Origin of the sequence: Lactobacillus melliventris (assembly GCF_042679465.1) — a bacterium.
Taxonomy (GTDB): Bacteria; Bacillota; Bacilli; order Lactobacillales; family Lactobacillaceae; genus Lactobacillus; species Lactobacillus melliventris.
Window position 1 is genome coordinate 55,638 of the sequence record NZ_JBHTMT010000005.1, and the last position, 12,661, is coordinate 68,298.

Consider the following 12,661-nt stretch of genomic DNA (forward strand, 5'->3'; position numbering starts at 1 on the left):
GTGCGTGATTAAAAAGCTGATTTTCAGGATTTTGCTGATCTATTGTCCAGCAAAATAATAATAGACAAAAACGACAAAGGTTGTTTTTGTCTTTTTTATGCATAAATTTCCGGCTTTTTGAAATTGTAATCAAAATGTAATATTAGCTTTCTCTGACAGAAAGGGTGTTTTCTCCTTGTTAAATGGACACGTAGTGAATTTTGGCAAACATCGGACAAGGCGCAGTTTTTCCCGCATTAAAGAAGTGCTGGATCTGCCTAACTTGACAGATGTGCAAACCGAATCATACCAATGGTTTTTGGATGAGGGTATTAAAGACGTTTTTGATGATATTATGCCAATTAGTGACTTTTCAGGTAAGCTTTCCCTGGAATATTTGGGCTATAAACTGCAAAAACCAAAATATACCGTTGATGAAGCACGTGATCATGATGCAACTTATGCTGCACCAATGCACGTTACTTTAAAACTGACCAATCAAAAAACCGGTGAGATTAAGACTCAAGATGTTTTCTTTGGTGATTTACCATTAATGACTGAATCTGGCTCATTTATTATTAATGGTGCTGAAAGGGTCATCGTTTCTCAATTAGTTAGATCACCAAGTGTTTATTATTCTGGTGATTATGACAAGAATGGTCGGCAAATTTTTGGTACTACTGTGATACCAAACCGTGGTGCCTGGCTTGAGTATGAAACTGATGCTAAGAATGTTTCTTACGTTCGCGTTGATCGTACTCGTAAATTGCCACTAACTGTTTTAATCAGGGCACTGGGAATTAGTTCGGATGACGAGATTTTAGACCTCTTTGGTCAGAGTGATACCTTGCAATTCACTTTGGATAAAGATGTCCATAAGAATCCGGCTGATTCTCGTGTAGCTGAAGCGTTAAAAGATATTTATGAACGTTTACGTCCCGGTGAACCAAAAACGACTGACTCTTCACGTTCACTTCTTTATGCACGCTTCTTTGACCCACGTCGCTATGATTTAGCACCCGTTGGTCGATATAAAGTTAATAAGAAGTTATCTTTAAAGAGTCGCTTGTATGGTCAAACTCTGGCAGAAACTTTGGCAGACCCTGATACAGGTGAAATTATCGTTAAAAAGGGTACAGTTGTGACCCATGAAGTGATGGATACTCTAGAAAAGTATCTTGATCGCGATGACTTTAAGATGGTTACTTATCAACCATCCAAAGAGGGCGTTTTACCTGATCCAATTAATGTTCAGGAGATAAAAGTTTACTCGAAGGTAAATCCTGAACGTGTTGTTAAATTAATTTCTAACGGTCATATTGATAAAAAAGTTAAGTATTTAACTCCAGCTGACGTGGTTGCTTCTATTAATTATTTCTTCTTGTTGCAAGATGAAATTGGTAACACTGATGATATTGATCACTTAGGTAACCGTCGTATTCGTCGTGTTGGTGAATTGTTGCAAAACCAGTTTAGAATTGGTTTGGCCCGGATGGAACGTGTTGTTAGAGAAAGAATGTCAATTCAAGACCCTTCAACAGTGACACCGCAACAATTAATTAATATCAGACCAATTGTGGCAAGTATTAAAGAGTTCTTTGGTTCATCACAACTGTCACAGTTTATGGACCAGCACAACCCGTTGGGTGAATTAACCCATAAGCGCCGTATGTCTGCTTTGGGGCCTGGTGGTTTAACACGTGATCGTGCTGGATACGAGGTGCGGGATGTTCACTATACTCAATATGGTCGTTTGTGCCCAATTGAGACTCCTGAAGGTCCTAACATTGGTTTGATTAACTCTCTTGCTACATACGCAGTTATTAATAAATATGGCTTTATCGAAACGCCATATCGTCGGGTTTCCTGGACCACACACAAGGTAACTAATAAAATTGATTACCTCACCGCTGATGTTGAGGATAACTACATTATCGCTGGTGCCAATACTCCACTTAATCCGGATGGTTCATTTAAAGATGATCTTGTTTTAGCACGTCATAAGGAAGATAACGTCGAAGTTAGTCCAGATAAAATTGACTACATGGATGTTATTCCTAAACAAGTTGTTTCTGTTGCTTCAGCATGTATTCCGTTTTTGGAAAATGATGACTCTAACCGTGCTTTAATGGGCGCTAACCAGCAAAGACAGGCTGCACCTTTAATTAATCCTCACAGCTGTCTTGTTGGTACTGGAATGGAATATCGTGCAGCACATGATTCCGGTGCAGCAGTTTTGGCTAAAGCCGCTGGTACAGTTGAATATGTCGATGCCAACACTATCAGAGTAAGACGTGCTGACAGTACACTGGATAAGTACACTCTGGAAAAATATCGTCGTTCAAACAACTCGAAATCATACAATCAGACTCCTAACGTTAAGTTAGGCGACAAAGTTGTAAAGGGTGAAGTAATTGCCAATGGACCAACAATGGATCATGGCGAATTGGCTTTGGGTCAAAACCCAGTTATCGCTTTTATGACTTGGAACATGTATAACTACGAAGATGCCATCATGCTTTCTGAACGTCTGGTAAAAGATGATGTTTATACTTCAATCAGTATTGAAGATTATGAATCAGAAGCCCGTGACACTAAACTTGGCCCTGAAGAGATTACACGTGAATTGCCAAACGTTGGTGAGGATGCACTTAAGGATCTCGATGGTCAAGGTATTGTTCGTGTAGGTGCTGAAGTTCATGACGGAGACATTTTGGTAGGAAAAGTTACGCCTAAGGGTGTTACTGAACTATCAGCTGAAGAAAGACTGCTGCATGCCATTTTTGGTGAAAAAGCTCGTGAAGTGCGTGATACCTCATTACGTGTTCCTCACGGTGGTGGCGGTATTGTCCGTGATGTTAAAGTTTATACTAGAGAAAATGGTGATGAACTATCTCCTGGTGTTAATACTTTAGTCCGGGTCTACATTGCACAAAAGAGAAAGATTCAAGTCGGCGATAAAATGTCTGGTCGTCACGGTAACAAGGGTACTGTTGCCGCAGTTGTACCAGAAGAAGATATGCCATATTTACCAGATGGTACTCCAGTTGATATTTGTTTAAACCCAATGGGTGTTCCTTCACGTATGAATATTGGTCAGCTTTTGGAATTACACCTTGGTCGTGCTGCAGATAACTTGGGTATTCATGTTGCTACACCAGTATTTGATGGAGCAAGTGAAGACGATGTTTGGGATACAGTTCATAAGGCCGGCATTGATAAAGATGGTAAAACAGTTCTTTATGATGGCCGTACCGGTGAGCCTTTCCACAACCGGGTTTCTGTTGGTATCATGCACTATCTGAAGTTGACCCACATGGTTGACGACAAGATTCACGCACGTTCAATTGGGCCTTACTCATTAGTAACGCAACAACCTCTTGGTGGTAAAGCACAGTTTGGTGGACAGCGTTTTGGTGAAATGGAAGTTTGGGCTCTGGAAGCTTATGGTGCAGCATATACTTTGCAGGAAATTTTGACTTATAAATCAGATGATGTTGTTGGCCGTGTCAAAGCTTATGAAGCTATTGTCAAGGGTGAAAGAATTCCAAAACCAGGTGTTCCTGAATCATTCCGTGTCCTAGTTAAAGAATTGCAATCTTTAGGATTGGATATTCGTGTTCTTGACATGAATCATAAAGAAATCGAATTGCGTGATATGGATGATGATTCAAATGAGCATTTGAACATTGATACTCTTTCAAAGATGGCTGAAGAGCAACAAAAGAAGAAGTTGGCCGCAGAAACTGCAGATTCTGAAGATAATGAAGAAGCAGCAGAGGAATTGGATACCTCTGTAGATCAGTCTGACGATGATAATAAGATTTCTCAATAAGTAGGAGGTTAAACTTTTGATCGACGTAAATAAATTTGAAAGCATGCAAATTGGCCTTGCATCTCCGAATAAAATTCGCAGCTGGTCATACGGTGAAGTTAAAAAGCCAGAAACTATTAATTACCGTACTTTAAAGCCGGAAAAAGATGGTTTGTTTGATGAACGAATTTTCGGACCGACTAAGGATTGGTCATGTGCATGTGGTAAATATAAAGGTGTGAGATACCGCGGGATCGTCTGTGATCGTTGTGGTGTTGAAGTTACCTCCTCTAAAGTTAGAAGAGAACGAATGGGTCATATTGAATTGGCCGCACCAGTTACTCATATTTGGTATTTTAAAGGGATTCCATCAAGAATGGGACTCATTTTGGATATTTCTCCGAGACTCCTTGAAGAAGTTATCTATTTTGCGGCTTATATTGTAATTGATCCTGGTGATACCGATCTAGAATTTAAACAACTTTTAACAGAGGCAGAATACCGGGAACAGAAAGAAAAATACGGTAATCGCTTTACGGCCAAAATGGGTGCTGAAGCAATTCGTGATTTGTTACGTAAAGTTGATTTAAATAAGGAAGTTACTGATTTAAAGAAAGAACTGGAAACTGCTACTGGTCAAAAACGTACCCGTGCTATCAGAAGACTTGATATTCTGGACGCGTTTAAAGATTCTGGTAATAAGCCAGAATGGATGGTTATAGATGCTGTTCCAGTTATACCACCAGACTTGCGCCCGATGGTTCAACTTGAAGGTGGACGTTTTGCGACTTCTGATCTAAATGATTTATACAGAAGAGTAATTAACCGTAACAATCGGTTAAAGAGACTGTTAGATCTAAATGCACCTAATATTATTGTGCAAAACGAAAAACGGATGCTGCAAGAAGCAGTAGATGCGTTAATTGATAATGGCCGCCGTGGACGTTCTGTAGTAGGACCAGGTAACCGCCCGCTGAAATCTTTATCGCATATGCTTAAAGGTAAGCAGGGACGTTTCCGTCAGAACCTGCTTGGTAAACGTGTTGACTATTCCGGTCGTTCCGTTATTGATGTTTCACCAAAATTGAAATTCTATCAATGTGGTGTTCCGCGTCCGATGGCCTTGGAATTGTTTAAACCATTTGTCATGCATGAGCTTGTTAAGCGTAAGATTGCTACAAATATCAAGAGTGCTAAGCGGAAAATTGACCGCGAAGACGATGATGTCTGGGATGTACTTGAAGATGTTATTAAGGAAAGAACGGTATTGCTAAACCGTGCTCCTACTCTGCACCGTTTAAGTATTCAAGCATTCGAACCGGTTTTGGTACCTGGAAAGTCAATTCGTTTGCACCCACTTGCTTGTGAAGCTTACAACGCTGACTTTGATGGTGACCAGATGGCGATTCACGTGCCTCTGTCAGATGAGGCTGTTGCTGAATCAAGAATGTTAATGCTGGCTGCTCACCATATTCTTGCTCCTAAGGATGGTAAACCAATTGTTACTCCATCACAGGATATCGTTTTGGGTAACTACTGGTTGACTCAGGCTGAAAAGGGTCGTGAAGGTGAAGGAATGATTTTCAACTCACCTGATGAGGCAACCGTTGCTTACACTAACGGTGACATTCATTACCACACTATTATCGGAATGTCTGCTGACTCAATGCCGAAGAAAGCATGGCCTAAAGGTTATGAACATGGCATTTTTGTTACTACATACGGTAGAATCATTTTCAATCAAATTTTCCCAGAAGATTATTTCTACGTTAACGAACCAACTGAAGAAAACTTGAATAATCCTCTTGCTGCCAAGTACTTCTTGGAGCCTGGCGAAGATATTCATGAGAAAATTGACAGCGTGGCAAATGACTTGATTTCTACACCATTTAAGAAGTCCTTCTTGTCTGATTCTATTGCTACAATTTACAAGTATTACAAGGTTCAAAGAACTTCAGAATATCTTGATGATTTGAAGACTTTAGGCTATACCAGTTCGACCACTTCTGGTATTACGATTGGTATGACCGATGTTCCCGAAATTCAGGATAAAGATGAAAAAGTTGAAAAAGCCCACAAACAAGTTGATGTGGTGTCTAAGCAGTTTAGACGTGGTTTAATTACCGAACAGGAACGTCATGATCGTGTAATTAGCATTTGGAATGATTGTAAGGATCAAGTCCAAGATGAAATTGCTCAGATTTATGACCCGCGTAATCCTATTACCATCATGGCTGACTCTGGTGCGCGTGGTAATATTTCAAACTTTACCCAACTTGCTGGTATGCGTGGCTTAATGGCTACTCCAAACGGTGGTTTGTTCGAAATTCCAGTTACTTCCAACTTTAAGGAAGGCTTGTCAGTTCTAGAACTGTTCATGTCAACTCACGGTGCACGTAAGGGTATGACGGATACTGCTTTAAAGACTGCACAATCTGGTTACTTAACTCGGCGGTTAGTCGATGTTGCGCAAGACGTTATTATCCGTGAAGATGATTGTGGTACCGATCGCGGTATTGATGTTCACGCAATCATGGAAGGTGACGAATTAATTGAGCCACTCTACGATCGCTTATTGGGACGCTTTACTGCCGAAACGGTTAAAGATCCTAGAACCGGTGCCACAATTATCGGTCGTAACGTTATGATGGATGAAAACTTGGCTCACCGAATTTGCGATGCAGGTGTGACTAACTTAAAGATTAGATCAATCTTAACTTGTGACACGCCACACGGTGTTTGCCGCAAGTGTTATGGTATGAACTTAGCTACAGGTGAAGAAGTTGAAGTTGGTGAAGCAGTTGGTACTGTTGCCGCTCAATCAATTGGTGAACCTGGTACGCAGCTGACTTTGCGTACTTTCCACAATGGTGGTGTTGCCGGTGCTGAAGATATTACTCAAGGTCTTCCTCGTGTGCAAGAGTTGTTTGAAGCTCGTAACCCTAAGGGTCGTGCCATAATTTCTGAAGTTGATGGTGTAGTTGATTCAATTCAGGAGAATCCTGCTGAACATACTCGTGAAATAACTGTTAAAGGTAAGATCGATACCAGAAGCTACAGTGTTCCTTATACTGCGTCAGTAGCAGTTGCAGAGGGCGATGAAGTTCAACGTGGCGATAAGTTAACTCTTGGTTCAATTGATCCGAAAGAATTGATTCAAGTTACCGATACTTTAACTACTGAAGAGTACATTCTGGTTGAAGTCCAAAAAGCATATAGAATGCAGGGTGTTGATATTTCTGACAAGCACGTCGAAGTATTAACCAGACAGATGTTACAAAAAGTTCGTGTGCTTGATCCTGGTGAGACCGACTTGTTGCCGGGCGAGATTATGGATATTGGTCAATTTAAAGATCGCAACACCTCTGTGATTATTTCTGGTGGTATACCTGCAACTGCACAAAGTGTAATTCTGGGTATTACCAAAGCTGCCCTTGAAACTAACAGTTTCTTATCAGCTGCTTCATTCCAGGAAACAACTCGTGTCCTAACAGATGCTTCTATTCGTGGCAAGAATGATCCATTACTTGGATTAAAGGAAAATGTTATTATCGGTAAGATCATTCCAGCTGGTACTGGTCTTCCAATTTATCGTGATATGGAACCCGAGTCAGATGTAAAGAAACCTAAATCTGTTTACTCAATCGCAGACATTGAGAAGAAGATGAAGGAAGCCGATCAGGCTAGGGAATCATAAACTCAATTAATCAAAAAAACTGTTCCGTTAGAAGTTCCTAACGGAGCAGTTTTTTGTTTACCCCAAATTTTTACTTTAAAATCTTACCAAATAACATATATGACATTGTCCATAAAATTATGCCAACAACCAAAAAAATACCAAATATTTTTACCAAGTCTAGTATTGATTTTGTTGGAAACCAGCCGCTGAATACTAAACAAGGATATATGGTAACCAGCATGATTAGAAAATAAATGACAGATTGTTTTGTTAATGACCAACTTTTGACATCATAAATAACAGAGGTTGCTGCAACTGCAGTTATTATTAGTCCCGTGATAAATGTCGATTTAACGCTATAATCATCGATATATTGTAACTTCATAATCCATGAAAATATACTCATAATGATAAAAGGTATGGCGCCACGTATTGCTGCAGATAAAATATAGTGCATCGTTTTTCCTCAATAAACTTTTGATTTTCTTATAAAAAAGATTTTATCATAGGCTAAATCGTAATAGAAGATACGGGTTTTAGCTAAATGAATTTTATAGTTATAACCCCGCTAAAAAATTTTGTCATTTGTAATTTTATGAATGATTAGTGATAATTTTATTAAATAATGTTATAATCGGAAAAAGTCACGAGGGAGATGTTGATGGTGAAGGAAGACGATTTTTCTTTAAAACAACTGGTATTATTAGCATTATTAACTGCGATTAACGTTGTTGTCAGTCGTATTTTCATTATTCCTATGCCTTTGACTCACGGTAATATCAATTTATGTGATGCAATTATTTATTTAGTAGCATTATTATATGGGCCAGTTGCCGGTGGTATAGTTGGCGGACTTTCAGGATTTTTACTTGATCTTCTTGGTGGATATGGCCAGTTTATGCTCTTTTCTCTTGTTGTCCATGGTTTAGAAGGTTTCTTTGTCGGATTGGTCTTTAAATACTGGAATTTAAGAAATCAAATAGTCAAGGGGGTAATTGCCGGAGTAGTAGGAGTATTTTTTATGGTAGCCGGCTATTTTATCACTAATACAGTTCTTTATACTTTTGCTGCAGGCCTTGCTAGTCTTTTTACCAATACCATTCAAGGAGTTGTTGGTGTGGTAATAGCCATCGTTTTGCTGCCGAGCTTGCAACATTTAATGGCAAGATACGGTTAGTATTTATTTGTAAATTATTTTAGATTCATAAAGTGCTGCATTATCGGTTGTGGGATGCAGCTTTTTTAGTTGCTCAAAAGCTGTATGATTAAACCAATATAAATGAAAGGAATAAATGCTACAGGTTCTTTTTTGCTTACTTCACTAACAATAAAAAAGGTGAGTAGAATAATTGAGGCAGTCAAAAAAGTTAAATTGGCAAATTTAGGGTCAAAACAAAAAGTTAAAACAAGATAGATTATTAAATCTCCCTTGCCAATTTTATTTTTTATTGTTTCATAAAGAAAAAGTAAAAAAATGGGACAAAACTCCACTAAATCTGTAATATTGATTTGCGGAAAAGTTTTAATTATACGCAAAGCTGAAATAAAAAAGGTTGGAGCAACGAACGCAATATCAAACTCTTTTGACTGATAATCACTGATAGCAGCTAGGAGTATGTTAAACAAGACAATCGCTGTGATTGCATCATGAGGATTGCTAAAATCGATCTTAAGGAAAGTAAATCCTCCTAAAAACTCTGTTACAAAATATTCAGCAGGAATCTGAATTTTGCAATAACGACAACGACCTTTGAGTAATAAATAAGAAATTAATGGTATCTCATCAAATATGTTTAGTTGCTGATTACAGTTAGTGCATTTTGACCGGCTAAAAATAAAGTCTTCTTTTCCAACTCTTTCGACAATAACGCAGGCATGAGAAGCCAGACAGGTTCCAATCAAAAAATTGCTAATTTTAAAAATCAAGTTCATTTCATTACCCCACTAGAACTAAATACGAAAAAACTGATATAAATTTTTTAGCTAATAAAAATAATTTGCATTTTTAATTCAAGCGAGTACAATAGTCAATGTGTATTTTGAAGATTTATCTGGGACCAAAAAAAGAAACTCCTGGATGTGTGAACAAAATAATTTTTTTAGGAGGAAAATTTAATGCCAACCATTAACCAATTGGTAAGAAAAGGTCGTCATACTAAGACGACTAAATCAAAGTCACCTGCTTTAAGCTACGGCTACAACAGTATGAAGAAAGAGCTAGTAGCTAACCCAGCACCTCAAATGCGTGGAGTAGCTACTCGTGTCGGTACCATGACACCAAAGAAGCCAAACTCAGCTTTACGGAAATATGCTCGTGTTCGTCTTTCAAACTTGATCGAAGTAACTGCATACATTCCAGGTGAAGGCCATAATTTGCAAGAACACTCAGTTGTTTTAATTCGTGGTGGTCGTGTAAAGGACCTTCCTGGTGTTCGTTATCACATTATCCGCGGTGCGTTAGATACTGCGGGTGTTGATGGTAGAAAGCAAGGCCGTTCCAAGTACGGTGCCAAGAAAGATTAAGGAGGAGTAAATAATGCCTAGAAAAGGACATGTTGCTAAAAGAGATATTTTAGCGGATCCAGTATACAATTCAAAGCTCGTAACCAAGTTGATCAACCACTTAATGATTGATGGTAAGAGAGCTAAGGCATCTTCAATCCTTTATGATGCTTTTGACATTGTTAAAGAAAAGACTGGCAAGGAGCCACTCGATGTTTTTGAAGAAGCTATGAACAATATTATGCCAGTTTTGGAAGTTAGAGCACGCCGTATTGGTGGTTCAAACTACCAGATCCCAGTAGAAGTTCGTCCTGAAAGAAGAACTACTCTTGGTTTAAGATGGTTAGTTTCATATGCTCGTTTACGTAATGAACATACTATGGATGAACGCTTAGCTAATGAAATTATCGATGCTTCAAACAATACTGGCTCAGCTGTTAAAAAGCGTGAAGATGTTCACCGTATGGCTGAAGCCAACCGTGCATTTGCACACTATCGTTTCTAATTTTTTAGGGAAAGGAAAAAATCTATGGCTAATAAGCGTGAATTTCCATTAGAAAAAACACGTAACATTGGTATTATGGCCCACATTGATGCGGGTAAGACTACTACTACAGAGCGTATTCTTTATTACACTGGAAAAATCCATAAAATCGGCGAAACCCATGAGGGTGATTCCCAAATGGACTGGATGGATGAAGAAAAAGAACGTGGTATTACCATTACTTCAGCTGCTACTACAGCACAATGGCATGATTACAGAATTAACATTATTGATACCCCAGGACACGTTGACTTCACTATTGAGGTAGAGCGTTCACTTCGTGTACTTGATGGTGCTGTTACTGTTCTTGATGCCCAAGCCGGAGTTGAACCTCAGACTGAAAATGTTTGGCGTCAAGCTGAAACTTACGGTGTTCCTCGAATTGTTTTTGTAAACAAGATGGACAAGATTGGTGCAGATTTTGATAATTCTGTTAAGTCTTTACATGAACGTTTAAATGCCAATGCTCTGGCTGTTCAAATGCCAATTGGTTCTGCAGAGAGCTTTGAGGGTGTTATCGACTTACTCAACATGGTAGCTGATGTTTATGATGAAGATAAACTAGGTTCCAAGTGGGACACTATTCCTGTTCCTGATGAGTATAAAGAAGAAGCAGAAAAGCGTCGCGGTGAGTTAATTGAACAAGTAGCAGACGTTGATGATGACATCATGGAAAAGTATCTTAATGGTGACGAAATTTCCGTTGATGAATTAAAGGCTGCTATTCGTAAAGCTACATTGGATTTGAAGATTTTCCCAGTATTTGCAGGTTCAGCATTCAAGAACAAGGGTGTGCAAATGATGCTTGATGGTGTAGTTGACTACTTACCATCTCCATTAGATGTTAAGCCTTATGTTGCTCACGATCCAAAAACTGGTGAGGAAGTTGAACTAGTTGCTGGAGACGAAAAGCCATTCTCTGCTTTAGCATTTAAGATTGCTACTGACCCATTTGTTGGTCGTTTAACTTATATTCGTGTTTACACTGGTTCACTTGAATCAGGTTCATATGTTTTGAATGCTTCAAAGAATGGTCGTGAACGTGTTGGCCGTTTGTTGCAAATGCATGCCAACTCAAGAAGTGAAATTCCTGAAGTCTTCTCAGGTGATATTGCTGGTGCCATTGGGTTAAAGAACACTACTACTGGTGATTCCTTAACTGATCCTGACCACCCATTAATTTTGGAAAGTTTGGAAGTTCCAGATCCAGTTATTCAAGTTTCAATTGAGCCAGAATCTAAAGCTGACCGTGATAAGCTTGATGTTGCCTTGCAAAAACTGACTGAAGAGGATCCAACTTTTAGAGCAGAAACTAATGCTGAAACTGGTCAAACTTTGATCTCCGGAATGGGTGAATTGCACCTGCAAATCATGGTTGAACGTATGAAGCGCGAATTCCATGTTGAAGCTAAGATTGGTGAACCACAAGTTGCCTATCGTGAAACCTTTACTAAGCCTGCTAAAGCACAAGGTAAGTTTGTTCGTCAGTCTGGTGGTAAGGGTCAATACGGTGACGTTTGGATTGAATTTACTCCAAATGAAAGAGGAAAAGGTTACGAATTTGAAGATGCCATTGTTGGTGGTGTTGTTCCTCGCGAATTCATTCCAGCTGTTGATGCAGGTCTGCAAGAATCCATGAAAAATGGTATCTTAGCTGGTTACCCGTTGATTGATGTCAAGGCTAAACTTTATGATGGTAGTTACCACGAAGTCGACTCATCTGAAGCTGCCTTCAAGGTTGCTGCTTCATTGGCATTGAGAAATGCGGCTCCTAAAGCTGGTGCTGTTATCCTTGAACCTATTATGAAGGTTCAAGTAATCACACCTGAAGATTACTTAGGTGACGTAATGGGTTCCATTACAGCTCGTCGTGGTACAATGGATAATATGCAAGACCGTGCTGGAGCTAAGGTGTTGAATTCAATGGTTCCACTTGCAGAAATGTTTGGTTATGCTACTACTTTGCGTTCTTCAACACAGGGTCGTGGTACGTTTACAATGGTCTTTGACCACTATTCACCAACTCCTAAATCTATCCAAGAAGAAATTATTAAAAAGCGTGGGGGTAACGCTGAATAATTTCTGATAGTTAATGGGGTATAATTTTAAAATTGATATAAGAGCTATTGGTAGATCCAGTAGC

8 protein-coding genes are annotated in these 12,661 nt (G+C 39.1%); 6 read left to right on the top strand and 2 right to left on the bottom strand.

Annotated features, from left to right (window positions below):
• Positions 1-175: 175 nt before the first annotated feature.
• Both rpoB and rpoC read left to right on the top strand, forming a co-directional pair.
• On the top strand, positions 176-3,814 hold the full coding sequence (gene rpoB, locus ACFQ32_RS06500; RefSeq protein WP_046325364.1) for a DNA-directed RNA polymerase subunit beta: 3,639 nt from the start codon (positions 176-178) through the stop codon (positions 3,812-3,814).
• A gap of 16 nt (positions 3,815-3,830) precedes the next feature.
• Complete coding sequence (gene rpoC / locus ACFQ32_RS06505; RefSeq protein ID WP_046325363.1) at positions 3,831-7,490, top strand: DNA-directed RNA polymerase subunit beta'; 3,660 nt, start codon at positions 3,831-3,833, stop codon at positions 7,488-7,490.
• 70 nt (positions 7,491-7,560) lie between these two features.
• Here rpoC and ACFQ32_RS06510 read toward each other — a convergent pair whose 3' ends face one another.
• Positions 7,561-7,929: a DUF3021 family protein gene (locus ACFQ32_RS06510; RefSeq protein WP_046325362.1), complete on the bottom strand. Its 369-nt coding sequence runs from the start codon at positions 7,927-7,929 to the stop codon at positions 7,561-7,563.
• 204 nt (positions 7,930-8,133) lie between these two features.
• Here ACFQ32_RS06510 and ACFQ32_RS06515 point away from each other — a divergent pair, with 204 nt between their 5' ends.
• A complete protein-coding gene (locus ACFQ32_RS06515) occupies positions 8,134-8,649 on the top strand; it encodes an ECF transporter S component (protein WP_046325361.1) in 516 nt (171 codons plus the stop codon).
• Between the two features lie 65 nt (positions 8,650-8,714).
• On the opposite strand, the gene ACFQ32_RS06520 is transcribed toward ACFQ32_RS06515, so the two are convergent.
• Complete coding sequence (locus tag ACFQ32_RS06520) at positions 8,715-9,404, bottom strand: prepilin peptidase (protein WP_046325360.1); 690 nt, start codon at positions 9,402-9,404, stop codon at positions 8,715-8,717.
• A 183-nt stretch (positions 9,405-9,587) separates the two neighbouring features.
• Here ACFQ32_RS06520 and rpsL point away from each other — a divergent pair, with 183 nt between their 5' ends.
• Genes rpsL through fusA form a run of 3 tightly spaced genes read left to right on the top strand, consistent with a single transcriptional unit; the run spans position 9,588 to position 12,597 of the window.
• A complete protein-coding gene (gene rpsL, locus ACFQ32_RS06525; protein WP_046325359.1) occupies positions 9,588-9,995 on the top strand; it encodes a 30S ribosomal protein S12 in 408 nt (135 codons plus the stop codon).
• A gap of 13 nt (positions 9,996-10,008) precedes the next feature.
• The gene (gene rpsG, locus ACFQ32_RS06530; protein WP_034980476.1) at positions 10,009-10,479 is read left to right on the top strand and encodes a 30S ribosomal protein S7; all 471 of its coding nucleotides are present in this window, start codon (positions 10,009-10,011) and stop codon (positions 10,477-10,479) included.
• Between the two features lie 24 nt (positions 10,480-10,503).
• Complete coding sequence (fusA, locus tag ACFQ32_RS06535; protein WP_046325358.1) at positions 10,504-12,597, top strand: elongation factor G; 2,094 nt, start codon at positions 10,504-10,506, stop codon at positions 12,595-12,597.
• Positions 12,598-12,661: the final 64 nt, after the last annotated feature.

Coding starts and splice junctions, on each gene's coding strand:
- ACFQ32_RS06510 (WP_046325362.1), bottom strand. CDS start 7,929: ATGCACTATATTTTATCTGCAGCAATACGTGGCGCCATACCTTTTATC.
- ACFQ32_RS06515 (WP_046325361.1), top strand. CDS start 8,134: ATGGTGAAGGAAGACGATTTTTCTTTAAAACAACTGGTATTATTAGCA.
- ACFQ32_RS06520 (WP_046325360.1), bottom strand. CDS start 9,404: ATGAACTTGATTTTTAAAATTAGCAATTTTTTGATTGGAACCTGTCTG.
- rpsG (WP_034980476.1), top strand. CDS start 10,009: ATGCCTAGAAAAGGACATGTTGCTAAAAGAGATATTTTAGCGGATCCA.
- rpsL (WP_046325359.1), top strand. CDS start 9,588: ATGCCAACCATTAACCAATTGGTAAGAAAAGGTCGTCATACTAAGACG.
- fusA (WP_046325358.1), top strand. CDS start 10,504: ATGGCTAATAAGCGTGAATTTCCATTAGAAAAAACACGTAACATTGGT.